This is a genomic window from Alteromonas sp. 07-89-2 (genome assembly GCF_013113925.1).
Taxonomy (GTDB): domain Bacteria; phylum Pseudomonadota; class Gammaproteobacteria; order Enterobacterales; family Alteromonadaceae; genus Alteromonas; species Alteromonas macleodii.
In genome coordinates this window covers 33,201-48,066 of record NZ_VTYM01000007.1, presented here as the reverse complement: position 1 = coordinate 48,066, position 14,866 = coordinate 33,201, and the positions used below count along the sequence as shown (strand labels likewise).

Here is a 14,866-nt window from a genome sequence, read left to right as displayed (position 1 = left end):
AGCCGGTACCTTTGTGTACCGGTTTTTTGTTTTAGCTAATCTTCTTAGGTTTGGACACATGCAATCTTGGCAGCCTACTACCACTCATGAAGCGCGTGTTGCGCGAGCAGAATTACTCAGAACAATACGTGAGTTTTTTTACGCACGAAACGTTCTAGAGGTAGATACGCCTTTACTTTCAAACGGTACGGTTACCGATGAGCATTTAGACGCGTTCGATACACAATTCAATTTTGGCTCATCCGGTAAGCCAACTACGCTGTATCTTCAAACGTCACCTGAATATGCCATGAAGCGGTTACTATGCGCTGACAGCGGTAGTATTTATCAAGTGTGCAAAGCGTTTCGCCATGAAGGGGAAGGCCGCTGGCACAACCCTGAGTTTACCATGCTAGAGTGGTACCGCTTGGACTTTGATCATTTTGCATTAATGGAAGAGGTCGACGCTTTATTGCAAGAAACACTGGCGACAGCTCCAGCCGACAAGATGACGTATCAGCAAGCTTTTCAAACCTTTTTAAATATTGACCCGTTAAGTGCTGATAACGACGTTTTGCTAAAGGTAATGGAAGAGCAGAACATAGATATTCACGCGCCGCAAAATCTAAGCTATGACAGCAAGTTACAACTGTTATTCAGCTATGTAATCGAACCTAAAATCGGTAACGAAAAACCGTGCTTCATCTACGATTTCCCTGCTTCTCAGGCGGCGCTTGCCAAACTAAGCCCAGTTGATGAACGGGTTGCCGAACGCTTTGAGGTGTATTACCAAGGCGCTGAACTTGCTAACGGTTTTCATGAGTTAAGTGCAGCAAAAGAGCAGCGGCTGCGTTTTGAAACGGATAACAGAAAGCGCGAAGAACATGGCCTTCCCACTAAGCCCATTGATGAGAATTTCTTAAGTGCGCTTGACGCAGGTTTGCCACCGTGTGCGGGTGTGGCGCTGGGCATCGACAGGCTGTTAATGCTTAAAATCAACGCGAAGCATATTCAAGGAGTGATCAATTTCACTGTGAGTAGGGCTTAGTACCTTCGTGCCCAATTAGCTATGAATTGCTTAAACCTTGGGTTCCAGTAGGCGCGTCCGATTAAATTGCAAAAACATAAGATTAAGTGAGTAAAGCAGCGGTTGACAAGCAATGGGTAATGGCTAAAATGTTATAACATCACTAAATAATGTTATAACATCCACAGAGGGATACCCATGAAAATGCGTTCGCTGCTAAGTTTGTCCATAGCAGGGCTGTTAAGTGCGCCTGTGTATGCCACCACAGTAACGGGAAAAGTCACCGACACGGCAGGGCAACCTGTTGCAGGGGCTGAAGTAAAAATCGAAGGCAGCCGCCGTGTAGCATACACCGATGCAAATGGTATTTACCGTTTTGACGATGTAAAGCAGCCACATATTCATTTACATGTTTATTCTTCAAACTACATTCATGGTGATAACGACTTAGGCGACGTAAATACGGATCAAAATGTAGATTTCGTTTTAAAGCCTGCATCCGTCGAAAATATCGTGGTTACCGCCAATGCGCTTCAATCATCAGTACTGGAATCTGTTACGCCAGTGACAGTAATTGGTGCTGAAAAATTACGTAAAATAGAAGCACCAACCTTAGGGGAAACCCTAAAAAACGCTCCGGGTGTGCACAGCACTTATTTTGGCCCGGTTTCAAGCAGCCCAGTTATTCGCGGTAATGATGGCCCGCGCGTAAAGATTGTTCAAAACGGTTTGGATGTATCTGATGTATCTCGAGTAGGTCCAGATCACAATGTTGCCACCACACTTTCAAGTGCAACGCAGGTGGAAGTACTTCGCGGTCCTGCAACGCTTCAATACGGCAGTGGCGCTATTGGTGGTGTGGTTAACGTGGTTGACAAACGTATTCCTCAGTATCAGATAGACGGCGTAGAAGGCGAAGCTGAAACTAGCTATAGCACAGTGAATAACGGCTCGTATACCCGTGCAGATGTAACGGGTGGCAGTGGCAATATTGCATGGCATGTCGACGGGTTTTATCGCGATACAGATAACGCGGATATTCCGGGCTTTGCGTCTATCGACCCCGATGAAGATGAACCAAACGGTGTGCTAGAAAGCAGCGCAATGGAGACGCGTAACGTCGTTGCAGGTTTATCTTACGTGGCCGAAGAAGGCTACTTCGGTTTCGCTGTTGAACAACTCGACAACAAATATGGCGTACCTGGCTATAGCCATGCTCATGGTGAGGAAGAGCATGAGGGCGAAGACCACGATCTTGAAGAACATGATCATGAAGAACACGCTGAAGAAGGCGTGTTACTTGATGTAGATATGACCCGTTATCAAGCAGCCGGTGAGTGGCATTCACCCTTTGAAGGAATAACTAACCTTAAATTTGCCGCAGCTTACACCGATTACGAACATGCTGAGATTGAAGACGGTGAGCCAGGCACGGTATTCACAAATGAATCGAGCGACATTCGCCTGTCTGCTTATCACGAAGAAGTGAACGGCTGGCACGGCGTATTCGGGCTACAGTTTAATCATAGCGATTACAATGCCGTGGGCGAAGAAGCCTTTACCCCAGCTAATACTACATCGAGCTACGCACTTTATCTTATAGAACAAAAGAAAGTAGGTAATGTAACCTTTGAGCTTGGTGGCCGACTAGAGCGAACGACATTAGATGCTGATGCCAGCGAAGTGGAACTTGACGTATTGCATGATGAGCATGAAGGCGAGGAGCATGCTGTTGCTTTCAACTTCCCTGACTACGACTTTACCAGCCTATCGCTTTCAGCGGGCGCTAACTGGGAATACCAGGAAGGTCACTCGGTTGCCGTTACGTTGTCACGCAGTGAGCGTGCGCCTAGTCAGCAAGAACTTTTCTCTGCTGGCCAGCATTTAGCAACCCAAAGCTACGAAGTGGGTTTAGTATTTGATATGGATGAAGAAGGCCATATCGAAGAAACACTTAAAGGCGTAAAAGAAGAAGTTAGTACCAACCTAGATATTACTTTCCGTAAATTTACCGGTAGCTGGGGCTATAGTGCGTCTTTCTTCTACAATCAGGCAGATGACTATATCTTCCAAACAAGCACAGGCTTAATTGCGCTCAGCGAACACGAAGAGCATGGACATGATGAACACGGCGATGAAGAAGGCTTGCCAATTTATTATTTCCAACAGGCTGACGCTGACATCTGGGGCTTCGAAGCAGAAACTTACGTTGATTTATCAGACACGCTACGCTTAACCGTATTTGGTGACTATATCCGCGCAGAAATTGAAGACGACAACCTTCCGCGCACGCCGCCTATGCGCTTTGGTAGTGAATTAAGCTACGTGAACGATGGTTTAAGTGCTGACGTGGGCTTTACGTGGTACGACGACCAAAATGAAGTTGCGTCATTTGAGACTGCAACCGACGGTTACACCTTGGTTAACGCAAGCGTGCAATATGAATTTGGCACACAGGGCATTGACTGGGTAGTGTTTGCGCGCGGTGAAAACCTAACTGACGAGGAAGCCCGTGTTCATACATCTTTCTTAAAAGACCAAGCACCGCTTCCAGGTAGAAACTTTACTATGGGTGTGAGAGCGTTGTTTTAATTAAACAACTCCACTGCGGTATACAAGGCGATGTATTGGGGCTCTCAGTACATCGCCTTTTTTTATACTAGGGGAAAGTGGTCAGTACGATTTTTTCCAGTTGAATAAACTGCAAAGATAAACATGCTTAAGATGGTAAACGTCGAGCGGTTGTGAAGTAGAGGTGAAAATGAATGACATAGCGAATTGGTTAAGTACGCAAACCGAAAAACACATGGTGTTAGGTTATGGAAGCTTACTTAGCAAAGACAGCCGAGAGCGCTACTCCAACATTTTTACACCAGGGATCTCTGTGACGGTTTCAGGCTTCGAAAGGGCATGGGTGACGCGTAGTCTTCATGAAAAACAGACTTACGTTGGCGCCGTGGCCAATGCGCATTGCAAATTAAACGCCCAGCTTATCCCAACACAAATTAACCCTGCCTTACAGGAGAGAGAAAAAGACTATCGGTTTGTCGAAGTAAGCGCTAAAGCACTCAACTTTCATCAACACAAGGGTTCTGCGTCTCTAGACGATGTGCTTGCACAATTTACCTTTTGGATTTGCGAAACACTCGACTGTACACAGGCAAATGACGCCTATCCCGTACATCAAACGTACGTAGATACATGCTTGAGTGGATGCTTAGAGCACGGTGGTATAGAGGAAGCCGAGCGATTTATCGTCCATACATCGTTGTGGGAGCACCCAAGAGTAAACGACAGAGCGAACCCAAAGTACCCCCGCGCGGCAGTGGTCAACCCAGACCACTTTGAGCACATAGACAGGCTTCTATCAAAGAGATAGTGTTTGCCTTAGGTCTTACTTCTAGTTATACGTTCAAATGTAGAGGTACAAAAGCGAGTACTACATGCGCGTCATAAAAACTTTGCTAAAAGGATTAGTGTGAACACAAACACCGCTATTTTTACAAACGATAAAATAACGCTACGGCCGCTTACTTTTGATGATAAACACTGGGTACTTGCGCTGCAGCAGGACCCGCTATGGCTTAGATACATTGGAAGTAAAAATGTCGATACAGTAGACGATGCGTGTGACTACATTGGCAAAACAAATGCGCAGCGCGAAGAGTGGGGGTATGGCCTGCTGGCTGTCGAATTAACCGAAACCAAACAACCGTTAGGGGTTTGTGGTCTCTTCAATCGCTTTGCATTTGAATGTCCAGATTTAGGCTTTGCCATGCTGCCTGAAGCAAGAGGCAAGGGTATATGTCATGAGGCATGTCAGTGTGTTATAGCGTGGTCTGCCTCTGAGGGCTATCGTTTTCTAACAGCCATGACACACCCAGAAAATATGGCGTCGCAGAAGCTTTTACAGCGCTTAGGATTTAACAAGCAGGGCTTTTACTTCGACAAAACGTTCCCAAAACAGCATTTGTTCAGGTTGGAATTACAGCCATAAAGCATTGCTCTTTATGGCTGTTAGTATCTGTTAATCGCTATAAGGGCGGTAACACGGTCATCTTTTTAATAATGATCGGCTCAATGGGTACGTTATTCGCGTTAAGGCGAATCGAATATTCAGTTTCTACTTCCGACATGGCATCAACAATATCTTCGCCTTCAACAATTACGCCAAAAACCGCGTAGCCCCAGTCTCTTCCGGGGTTTAAGCTGCTGTTGTCATTCACGTTGAAGAAAAATTGTCGGTTTGCGGTATGCGGGTCACCTTGTCTTGCCATTGCAATGGTGTGCAGGTCGTTAGTCAAACCGTTACCAGACTCATTGAAGATATCTGGAAAGTTCGACTTGCCGTTGAAGTCTGCCGTATAACCACCACCTTGCACAACAAAACCAGGCACGATGCGGTGAAAAATGGTGTCTTCGTAGGCGCGCTTATCAACATAACGAAGAAAGTTATTTACGGTAATTGGCGCACGTCTTCTGTCCAGTTCAACCACAATATCGCCCATGGTGGTTTCTATTTTCACCCGAGGGTAATAGTTATCTGGCTGAACCTGAGACCCATCGTCTTTCTTGGCCATAACGGGTGAACTGCTGCCTATTAGCATGATAGCGGTCAGTAGTGATAAAAGTATTTTCTTCATAAAAATGCCTTTAAATGTTTTCCTTAATTCGCGCATGTTTTTTGATCGTTTATCGTTTTGCAGTGCCTAAGATAACGAACTTTTTGTCACTCGCAAGTACCTTAGCGCCACCAAACAACTTTTTAAGTTTAATGTGATAGTCGAGGTGCCGGTTACCAACCACCACTAAGTGACCGCTTTTAATAAGTACGTCCCGGGAATCAGTGAACATTTGCCATGCAATATGGTCAGTGATTGCGTTTTGTTGATGAAACGGTGGGTTACACAGAATTTTGGTAACAGCAGGTTTATTCTCTCTATTGATTAATGTTTCAAGGCAATTACTTGCAACAAACTCACATTGATCAATTTTATCCGGGAAGTTGTTGAGCACATTGAGTCTGGCACTTTCTAATGCCATATAGGACTCATCCACAAATATTACTTTGGCATCAGGGGCAAGAGAAAGGGCATTAACCCCCAGTACTCCGTTGCCGCAGCCTAAATCTACCACCACATCATTAGCGCTCACCGTCATATGTTCAAGCATAATGCGAGCGCCTATATCTAATGACTGTCGGGAAAACGTATTCGCCAGATTGTCTATAGTTAACGCCGTTCCCATCGTACTTTTACACTGCCAGCGCGTCGGATAGGGCGAGTCAGATAGTTTTATTGACTCACGAGGCGAAGCGAACACAAGCCGCGATTTCTTCTTGGCAAGGGACGTGGTGGTGGGGCCAATATATCGTTCAAATAGGTTGAGTACGGATTTTGTGATGGTCTTCACTTTACCGGTTGCGATAACACGCGTGTCAGGTGTTATATATTTTTGTAAATCAATAAGCTGCTGTTCAAGAAGTGCAAGGGCGCGGGGGACCTTCAGCACAACAAGACTCGGCGCCTTTTCTGGCTTAAACGTTAAGCTTTGCACGCTAGTCAAGGTTTTCAGCGGCGCGGTTAGCAGGCCGTTTTTATTGCTCGTTTCTGCATTACCCAGTAAATGATTGGCTTTTAAATTCTCAGAGAGTGATCGCAAAGATATGTAGGAGTCAGATACCCAGTAAGGTGCTAAGTGCGAAAACCAACAACCTAACGCGCCGAAATCGTCGTTAAAAATCATCATTGAGCCATCATTGTCACCACTGCCAATTGAAAGCGACGCTTCACTTAATAAGCTCTCAATGTGCTCAATAACGAGTTCATCAGCGCTATCCCATGCTTGAAGGCTTATGTGCTGGTGCTTTTCAGGGTAGCGAATAAGCGAGAATTGTCGGTCGGCAAAAATAAATTCTGTATTCATTGGAGTCTGTTTTCAGAGATGGCTCAAAGCACTCACATACTTTTGGGAATGCCTATTTGGTTTATGTACGCGCTGCCTATCTTATCATATCCGCCATGCGGCTCTAACAGCCAAGAAGACTCAAAACGCGAATGTTTCGATGAAAATAAAAGGTAAAACGTTTACTTTGTTTTATTTGTGTGAAAATATTGTTAATTAAATCTCATCTGACCACTTGATAATTAACTGAGAAAACTATGAAAATACGACTGATAATTCTACTGTCCATTGCCTTTTCAACGCTCTCTCTAAATGTTAAAGCTGAAGTAACTTTCCCTGATGCCGCCTTTAGTAATTTAGATTACGGTTTGTATTGGTTTGACTACAACGACGCGAAAAAAGCGAATGTTAATGAGCCTAATCCATACTACAACGCCAATAATAAAACGGTCATCTACATTCACGGATGGCAAAACGGCTCGGTAACGGAGCGTCGTCGCGAGACGTTGAATCGTTCAAACTCGGGAGGACCTAACGAAGACCTCGCATGGTATTGGTTAGATAGAGGGTATAATGTAGGGATTCTGTATTGGAACCAGTTTGCAGATGAGTCTGAAGTTAAAGATGCAGAAGCCAAGATTCATTCGGCTTCTGGTCCTCGAAATATGCGCTGGAAGTCGTCAAATGGCAGCTACAGCTCGGGACCAAGCTCTTCGGTAACACAGTTACTTTACAACTCTCTCACGAATGGAATGCCTAACTTTAATGGTAGCGAGCTCCGCATAGCGGGTCACTCTTTGGGGAATCAACTAGCGCTTACTATTTCAGAGAAATCAGACGATGCGGTAAATAGAGGTGTTCTGACATCATCATATCGGCCAAATCGTATCGCATTGCTCGACCCTTTCTATTCCATAGGCGAAAAATTTTATCTGAATAACGATTGGACTGGTGAGAGAAGTAAAAGCATTGTTGATGCACTAAAAGCTAAGGGAATTGCCATTGAAGCGTATCGTAGCTCGCCGGTTACCAGCACATTCCTTGCTGGTGACAATAACGCTAGCCTAATGAATAGCATTGCATTTTCAGAGCTAAAACCATGGAATTTTGCTTGGTGGCAAGTGGCTGAGAAGCATGGTGCTGCAGTGACTCACTATTTTTGGTCACGAGCTTTCAGCCCGTTGACACTTGACGGAAGCAATACCCAAGTACCGAGCGCATCGGCGAGCAGTGCCGTAATCAAAACGTGGATGAACAAGAATAAAGGCGTTATTCAAGACAGCGGTGCATACAGTGCCACACCTGCAGATGACGACTTCAAAGAAAAATCACGCTTATAGAAGTTAACATCAATCCACATTAGCAATGCATGCGTAATTAAGGTGTAATTGGGGATACTTCAAAGGTGTGTTTAAGCACTTTTGAGATCAAGTGCCCATAGCCAAAATTAAAAATCACCGGAAATATCATAGTTACGCATGCAGTTTTCTCTTTTCGAGACCCCAGAAAACAATAGCTCGTCACATAAGCTCCCGCTGTCAGAGGGCGATGTCACTTATTTTCCTCAGGCGCTATCAAAAAGTGATGCAGATACTTTTTTTGAGTTACTGAAGGCCGAGTTACCCTGGCGTCAGGACTCGATCAGATTGTTTGGCAAGCCGGTAAAAATTCCCCGCCTTCAGAGCTGGCACGGCGATGACGATTGCACCTATACCTATTCGAATTTAACCATGTCGCCAAATCCGTGGACGAACAGCCTTTTAAGTATTAAGGATTGTTGTGAAGCGTTATGTGCTCCAACCCAAAATACAAAGTTCAACAGTGTGTTAGCGAATTGGTATCGTGACGGACAAGATAGCATGAGCTTTCATTCAGATGATGAGCCTGAGTTGGGTATAAACCCGGTTATTGCATCCGTCACCTTAGGTGAAGCAAGGCCCTTTGTTTTTAAGCACAAAGAAACAAAGGAAAAGTATACACAGGTGCTTGAGCACGGCAGTGTATTAATTATGGCAGGAACAACACAAAGTCATTATGTGCATGGTATTGCGAAGACGGCTAAGCCTATCGGTGGTAGAATTAATCTAACATTCCGACATCTTATTCACAGAACAAGGTAAGCCAAATGCAAGTAAAAGCGTTTCTGGAAACTACGATTGAAGCTGCACTTAATCCGAGTTTTCTCGAGGTTGTAGATGAGAGTTTTATGCACAATGTTCCAGAAGGGGCTCAAAGTCATTTTAAAGTAACGGTAGTGAGTGATGCCTTTGAGGGGAAGCGCTTAATAGCGAGACACAGAGAAATTAACGGTCTTGCGGCTGACGCGCTGCAGGGGCCAGTTCACGCGTTGGCACTTCACACGTATACGCCTACAGAGTGGGAAGCTCGAGGTGGGCAATCTATGGTATCGCCAAACTGCCTAGGTGGTAGCAAGCACGACCAATAACGCTCTTTTTGTACTAAATGGAAGTAGATTTATGACAAGCAGTGAAACGAAAAACAGCGGCGCGCTAGCCTCTTACTTAGACATCATAAAAACACCCTCTATTCAGGTGTTACTACTTGGCACCGGTTTTTTGCTTATGATGTTGTTTGTCTACATGGGCGTGCTGACTACGTTTGACAATGCGTTATTCAATGTAATTAGTGAAGCAGGCAATGTATCAGGTTGGAAAGAAGACGCGCTACGCGATATCACCGCGTTAGGCAGTAATACGGCACTTATCTTTGTCACGATTTCAGTTGCCGGAGCCTTGGCGATGGCCGGTGAAAAGAAAAAGGCACTGACTTTTTTGATTGCTGTTGCCGTGGGGATCGCAACGACCTTCTTACTCAAAGCTGGCATCGACAGGCCTCGTCCTCCGCTGCCCATGCAGGATGTAAGTGTGTATACACAAAGTTTCCCCTCTGCACATGCTACCTTATCTACGCTTGTTTATTTCTATATCGCCTATTTGTTAACGTACTTCACGCAAAACGCTTCAGTAAAAGTGTGGATCTATATGGCAGCCACTTTTCTTGTATTTTGTATTGGCTTAAGCCGCATTTTATTGGGCGTGCATTGGCCTAGCGACATTATTGCAGGGTGGTTTGCTGGTGGCAGTATGGCTGCCTTTTGCTTTTATATCATCAAGTGGAAACGCAAACTGCGTATAAAAGACGAAGATTAAACGTGCAAGATTTCAAGCGGCTAGGCGACATTATTAAGCGGGATCCTTTTCGCATGCGCTGCCTTCGCGCTTTGAGAGCGCTCGATTTACCGCAAGGGTACATTGGTGCTGGATTTGTTCGAAATGCCATATGGGATGAGTTACACGCAAGAGCGACACCAACTCCGCTTAACGATATTGATGTGATTTACTTTAGTGGTGAAATTAATCCGCCGCAAAGTGTTGCGAGTGCCGATAATACATTGAAATCAGTACCTCAACCGCAAGCTTACTCACCAAATTCTGCAGCTGCCAAACCAGGACTAAAAGCACAAGAACAAGCCATAGAACGCGAGTTAGCGCGTATGGTTTCTCAAGCTAATTGGCAAGTTAAAAACCAAGCGCGTATGCACGTAGCTCACGAGCACGCTCCCTATCAAAATTGCCACGACGCTATTTCTTATTGGATAGAACGAGAAACCTGTGTTGCGGTTCGTCTTTTAGCCAATGATGATTTAGACATACTTGCGCCATTTGGCTTGGAAGCAAACTTCGCAGGCACCATAAGTATTAACCCAAAATATCCAAGGCCCGAAGTTTTTAAACAGCGACTAGCTTCTAAGAATTGGCTTACTGTTTGGCCTTTGTTGACTTTAGTTTCTCCTTAAGAGCTAGAACGCGCTTAATTAAACTAGAAGTGACTCAATTGAGAGTAGCTACCTTTGAGCAGTAGTCTTTGTTGTAATATTTACGATCTTAGCGGCAATAGCCGCTATGGTCGTATTTTCGCTCATAGCTTGTTTTTGCAGTCGACGATACGCGTTATTTTCGCTTAATCCGAATTGCTCCATTACTACCAGTTTTGCTCGCCCAATCAGTTTTTGTTCCTGTATTGCACGCTTGGCCTCTTCGAGCTCCCGACCCATATCTTCTATGTGTTGGGCCTGTGAACGCAGTAAATCATAAAAAGAGCGGTGAGCAGATAGAGTCTTCGTTTGCTCGTTAAGTGATAGCGTTTTGATTTCGTCTTCTTTGGTGTCTTCCGCGAGTCCAGGCATACTTGGATCGAACAATAAGGTGAGCGGTGAGCCATCAGTAGCGTGTTCATCATTGAAGCGCGTAAGCAACTGCTGATGATTGGCCATCTCATTTTTTGCATCGGCCACTTTACTGTTAGCTTGCTGAGTAAGGGCCTCAGTGAGCGCCACTTCGATAGTCTGCATTGCATCCATTCGACGTGTTGCTACATCAAACCAAACTTCCGATATTTCTCCGGCAATCGGACTGCCGTCACCAAGCTGTGCAATCATATTTCTAAGCTGTGTAATATCGATTGCAGCAGGGCTTTTGTTCAACGCGTCTAATGCATCTTTATGCGGCTTACAGCTAAACTCACAGAATATACTGAAGTGATGTTCTTGGGCATGCTGAAGCGCGGCCAGCTTTTCACAAAGGCGAACATCGAAATGAGTTTCTGCGAAACCAATAGCGCCCCACGCCCGCTCCTGCCCAGCGTATTCTTTTGCCTGCATAAAATTGAACAGTGCAACCAATAAGCGAGTGATTGTTGGGTCGCTTGCAATATCTGCCGCTTCAAAAATAACCGTAAGCAAACTGGCAACTAGACGACTATATGCTCGTGTAGATTCCAGTGGTGTCAGCAGCTGCTTGCTTACTTGTTCTCTCAGTCTGGGCAGGTAGTCCGTCGCCTGCATAGCAAGTGTAATGCTGCTCAACAACCGCGGGTTACCCGTTGTGATCTCATCTGTCAGGTAGAGAGATTTCAAGTGGCTTTTCAACATTGACTCCGCTTGCTCGCTAGCACTGACGTACTGCATTCGCTCAGCGGCATAACGCTCGCCTTTTGAAGCAAGAAAGATATTGCTGGCCCCACGCTCTTTTTGCAGTTCATGAATAAGTTCTCGAACGGCAATTACAATTCGACAATTACTAGATAGTTGCTCAAGCACGGTTATTTCGGCGTGCTTGGCCGCTAGCAAAAAGCGCTTAGTGGCGTCGCTACAAAGCGCAATGGTCTGTTCTGGTTCATGAAGCATGTTAAGGCCTGCTAATCTTCGGTACACACGTTTCGAATTTTTTCTTGATGAGTGCATCTATTGGCGAAACGTTTTTTGAAACTCATTGCTCTTAGCCCCTGCACTCAGCAGAGCAATACGTGTACCAAGCAACACTTATGCCCTGTTTATTAGAATTAATGAAGATAAGCGTTAGAGTGAACAAAAACGCTCGGAGTGCTGACATTTAGCGGCATGTGGTTCGGCTGGAATTTTAACTTAAGGTGACTGTATAAGGGGGACGGGAAGGTTAGCGGCGTTAAGAGGGAAGTTGAGAGAGAAGAAGCTGCGCCAAAATGGTGCAGCTTCGCAAAAGGTGTGGTTTTGCTATCCAGATTAGTTTCTGACTACGCGAAGAAACCAACCTACAAACAGTGAAATTAAGAAACCGAAGAAGGCAATCATTGTGGTGATAGTTAACATTTGCCCAGAAAAGTCAGCATTCTCGCCAGTGTGCTCGCTAACCAGCATTCCTGATGCTTTAAAGATAAACAATGCTGCTACAGAAAATAGTAAAATAACGGCGGTCGACATGATAGTGGCTTTCCAATAAGCCTTCGGCGACATCCAATGAATAGCGCCTGCCACTAGCACGCACAAAATAGTCAGAATATAAGGTACCACTTTAACTCCTCGTTGAATAAGACTTGTGCCTTATTGCGACGTCTTACCGTAGCCCCGTATTAGAAATCGAAGCGCATTGAACGACGCGGTTAATAAAAACCATTATACGATGCCATGTACGATGCAATTTGTCAGCATTCGCTATTAAATTAAGCCCTGAGACCGTACATGAAAAATTGACAAGCTCACAGCATTAGGAAAGGGGCAAAGAGCCCTGCGCTTATCACGTAAGCGCCAAGTAGTTCGGACTGGGGCCTGTTGATCTTTGCTGCACATCAACGTTCAACAGGCCCTAGTAACAATCTATTAAAAGATTTTGAGCTACAATGGTGATAGAATCGCCGAAAAAATCTCCTACCTACTTGGTGTTCTGCTTTAACGCGGTGTACGCCATGGTGGGTTGTTGTGTTTAACATCTTAGCTTCTGAGAGAACATGTTCGATTTAATTACCAGTAAAGACAGCAACGTTAAAAACGACGTGCTATCAGGTATTACCGTGGCGCTTGCCTTGGTCCCTGAAGCCGTTGCATTCGCATTTGTGGCCGGCGTAGAACCAATGATTGGTCTTTATGCGGCTTTCATGATGGGCTTAATCACTTCCGCTATTGGTGGCCGACCAGGAATGATTTCTGGTGCTACCGGCGCCATGGCCGTTGTAATGGTGGCACTGGTTGCCCAACACGGTGTGCAGTATTTATTTGCCGCGGTTATTTTGGCTGGTTTACTGCAAATAATGTGCGGTATTTTCAAGCTTGGAAAGTTTATACGACTGGTCCCATATCCGGTAATGCTAGGCTTCGTAAATGGTTTGGCAATTGTTATTTTCCTGGCGCAGTTAGGCCAGTTCAAAGTCACTAACGCGGCCGGTGAGTTGCAGTGGATGGAAGGTACGCTGCTATATTGGATGTTAGGGCTTGTGGCGTTAACTATGGCTATTATCTATTTACTACCAAAGCTAACTAAAGCCGTACCTGCGTCGCTGGTAGCGATTGTTACGGTAACCTTGTTAGTACACGGTCTTGACCTTGAAGCGCGCACTGTAATCGACTTTGTTCGCGATTTGCTACCAGCTGACCAGCGCGATACCGCAACGCTAGCGGGTGAACTTCCTAGCTTTGCTATTCCTATGGTGCCGTTCACCTGGGAAACCTTCATGATCATTTTGCCTACCTCAGTCATTCTTTGCTTGGTTGGTCTTATTGAATCGCTCCTTACCCTTTCATTAATTGATGAAATGACGGACACCCGCGGACGCGGCAACAAAGAATGCGTTGGCCAAGGTGTTGCAAATACCGTAAACGGTTTCTTTGGCGGTATGGGCGGTTGCGCTATGATTGGCCAAAGTATGATTAACATTAACTCTGGTGGCCGTGGCCGCTTGTCTGGTATCACCGCGGCGGTTGTATTATTGGGCTTTATTCTATTTGCTGCTCCGCTAATTGAAATGATTCCTCTCGCTGCCCTTGTTGGCGTTATGTTCGTGGTGGTTATCGCTACATTTGAGTGGGCGTCATTCAGAATTATTCGCGGCGTAAACAAAGAAGATGCGTTCGTACTTTTCCTAGTAACAGGCGTTACCGTTATCGCTGACCTGGCTATTGCAGTTGTTGTGGGTGTTATTGTTTCCGCACTGGTGTTTGCATGGAAACACGCTCGTCATATCGAAGCGAGATCCCATATCGATAACGACGGTTGGAAAGTCTATGAGCTAGACGGCCCGCTGTTCTTCGGCTCGGTATCGCATTTCAAAGACCTGTTTGATATAGCCAACGATCCTAACGATGTAGTTATTGACTTTAAAGACTCTCGCATTTGGGATTCATCAGGTATCGATGCGCTAGATACCCTTGCTGACAAATACGAAGAGCAGGGTAAAAAGCTACACATTCGCCATATCAGTGATGAATGTCGCTCACTGCTTCGCAAGGCCGATAAGTTTGTTGAAATTAACGTGGTTGAAGACCCTCGCTACCGCGTAGCGACGGATAAGCTGGCCTAAGTTATTTGATAGCCTCAATGCACCAAGTGAACACAGTTTTGCGTTTGTTTGGTGCAGTTGTGAAGTCTGAATAATGCTTATTTTGTAGTAAATCAAATAAAAACAATT

At 45.2% G+C, this 14,866-nt stretch carries 14 protein-coding genes; 10 read left to right on the top strand and 4 right to left on the bottom strand.

What is annotated here, in order from left to right; all coding sequences use genetic code 11:
- The first annotated feature begins 58 nt into the window (after positions 1–58).
- The 4 genes from epmA to F0261_RS06730 all read left to right on the top strand — a co-directional run bounded on the left by epmA (position 59) and on the right by F0261_RS06730 (position 5,003).
- Positions 59–1,027 carry an elongation factor P--(R)-beta-lysine ligase gene (epmA, locus tag F0261_RS06745; protein ID WP_061439490.1) on the top strand — a complete coding sequence of 323 codons (969 nt, stop codon included), beginning with the start codon at positions 59–61 and terminating at the stop codon, positions 1,025–1,027.
- Positions 1,028–1,204: 177 nt separating this feature from the next.
- Positions 1,205–3,598 carry a TonB-dependent receptor gene (locus F0261_RS06740; RefSeq protein ID WP_061439492.1) on the top strand — a complete coding sequence of 798 codons (2,394 nt, stop codon included), beginning with the start codon at positions 1,205–1,207 and terminating at the stop codon, positions 3,596–3,598.
- Between the two features lie 169 nt (positions 3,599–3,767).
- Positions 3,768–4,385, top strand: a complete 618-nt coding sequence (locus F0261_RS06735; protein ID WP_061439494.1) for a hypothetical protein — start codon at positions 3,768–3,770, stop codon at positions 4,383–4,385.
- A gap of 99 nt (positions 4,386–4,484) precedes the next feature.
- The gene (locus tag F0261_RS06730) at positions 4,485–5,003 is read left to right on the top strand and encodes a GNAT family N-acetyltransferase (RefSeq protein ID WP_171337529.1); all 519 of its coding nucleotides are present in this window, start codon (positions 4,485–4,487) and stop codon (positions 5,001–5,003) included.
- Between the two features lie 37 nt (positions 5,004–5,040).
- On the opposite strand, the gene F0261_RS06725 is transcribed toward F0261_RS06730, so the two are convergent.
- Together F0261_RS06725 and F0261_RS06720 are read right to left on the bottom strand one after the other, a co-directional pair.
- Positions 5,041–5,649 (bottom strand): peptidylprolyl isomerase, encoded by a 609-nt coding sequence (locus F0261_RS06725; RefSeq protein ID WP_014975652.1) that lies wholly within the window; start codon positions 5,647–5,649, stop codon positions 5,041–5,043.
- A gap of 49 nt (positions 5,650–5,698) precedes the next feature.
- The gene (locus tag F0261_RS06720) at positions 5,699–6,931 is read right to left on the bottom strand and encodes a methyltransferase (protein ID WP_014948223.1); all 1,233 of its coding nucleotides are present in this window, start codon (positions 6,929–6,931) and stop codon (positions 5,699–5,701) included.
- A gap of 236 nt (positions 6,932–7,167) precedes the next feature.
- On the opposite strand from F0261_RS06720, the gene F0261_RS06715 reads away from it, so the two are divergent.
- The 5 genes from F0261_RS06715 (at position 7,168) to F0261_RS06695 (ending at position 10,727) form a co-directional block, all read left to right on the top strand.
- On the top strand, positions 7,168–8,250 hold the full coding sequence (locus tag F0261_RS06715; protein ID WP_171337528.1) for a hypothetical protein: 1,083 nt from the start codon (positions 7,168–7,170) through the stop codon (positions 8,248–8,250).
- A 138-nt stretch (positions 8,251–8,388) separates the two neighbouring features.
- Entirely contained in the window at positions 8,389–9,030 is a 642-nt protein-coding gene (locus F0261_RS06710; protein ID WP_171337527.1) for an alpha-ketoglutarate-dependent dioxygenase AlkB, read from the top strand.
- Positions 9,031–9,035: 5 nt separating this feature from the next.
- A complete protein-coding gene (locus F0261_RS06705) occupies positions 9,036–9,356 on the top strand; it encodes a BolA family transcriptional regulator (RefSeq protein ID WP_171337526.1) in 321 nt (106 codons plus the stop codon).
- A 31-nt stretch (positions 9,357–9,387) separates the two neighbouring features.
- Positions 9,388–10,080, top strand: a complete 693-nt coding sequence (locus F0261_RS06700) for a phosphatase PAP2 family protein (protein WP_039231824.1) — start codon at positions 9,388–9,390, stop codon at positions 10,078–10,080.
- 2 nt (positions 10,081–10,082) lie between these two features.
- Entirely contained in the window at positions 10,083–10,727 is a 645-nt protein-coding gene (locus F0261_RS06695) for a nucleotidyltransferase family protein (RefSeq protein WP_171337525.1), read from the top strand.
- A gap of 48 nt (positions 10,728–10,775) precedes the next feature.
- On the opposite strand, the gene F0261_RS06690 is transcribed toward F0261_RS06695, so the two are convergent.
- Both F0261_RS06690 and F0261_RS06685 read right to left on the bottom strand, forming a co-directional pair.
- A complete protein-coding gene (locus F0261_RS06690; protein WP_014975658.1) occupies positions 10,776–12,116 on the bottom strand; it encodes a nitrate regulatory protein in 1,341 nt (446 codons plus the stop codon).
- Positions 12,117–12,470: 354 nt separating this feature from the next.
- Positions 12,471–12,758: a hypothetical protein gene (locus F0261_RS06685; RefSeq protein ID WP_014948232.1), complete on the bottom strand. Its 288-nt coding sequence runs from the start codon at positions 12,756–12,758 to the stop codon at positions 12,471–12,473.
- Positions 12,759–13,192: 434 nt separating this feature from the next.
- On the opposite strand from F0261_RS06685, the gene F0261_RS06680 reads away from it, so the two are divergent.
- Entirely contained in the window at positions 13,193–14,758 is a 1,566-nt protein-coding gene (locus F0261_RS06680) for a SulP family inorganic anion transporter (protein ID WP_014978293.1), read from the top strand.
- Positions 14,759–14,866 lie beyond the last annotated feature (108 nt).

Bases quoted from the DNA above. Each gene is read 5' to 3' on its own strand.
- epmA (WP_061439490.1), top strand. From the start codon at position 59: ATGCAATCTTGGCAGCCTACTACCACTCATGAAGCGCGTGTTGCGCGA.
- F0261_RS06740 (WP_061439492.1), top strand. From the start codon at position 1,205: ATGAAAATGCGTTCGCTGCTAAGTTTGTCCATAGCAGGGCTGTTAAGT.
- F0261_RS06735 (WP_061439494.1), top strand. From the start codon at position 3,768: ATGAATGACATAGCGAATTGGTTAAGTACGCAAACCGAAAAACACATG.
- F0261_RS06725 (WP_014975652.1), bottom strand. From the start codon at position 5,649: ATGAAGAAAATACTTTTATCACTACTGACCGCTATCATGCTAATAGGC.
- F0261_RS06720 (WP_014948223.1), bottom strand. From the start codon at position 6,931: ATGAATACAGAATTTATTTTTGCCGACCGACAATTCTCGCTTATTCGC.
- F0261_RS06715 (WP_171337528.1), top strand. From the start codon at position 7,168: ATGAAAATACGACTGATAATTCTACTGTCCATTGCCTTTTCAACGCTC.
- F0261_RS06710 (WP_171337527.1), top strand. From the start codon at position 8,389: ATGCAGTTTTCTCTTTTCGAGACCCCAGAAAACAATAGCTCGTCACAT.
- F0261_RS06705 (WP_171337526.1), top strand. From the start codon at position 9,036: ATGCAAGTAAAAGCGTTTCTGGAAACTACGATTGAAGCTGCACTTAAT.
- F0261_RS06700 (WP_039231824.1), top strand. From the start codon at position 9,388: ATGACAAGCAGTGAAACGAAAAACAGCGGCGCGCTAGCCTCTTACTTA.
- F0261_RS06690 (WP_014975658.1), bottom strand. From the start codon at position 12,116: ATGCTTCATGAACCAGAACAGACCATTGCGCTTTGTAGCGACGCCACT.
- F0261_RS06680 (WP_014978293.1), top strand. From the start codon at position 13,193: ATGTTCGATTTAATTACCAGTAAAGACAGCAACGTTAAAAACGACGTG.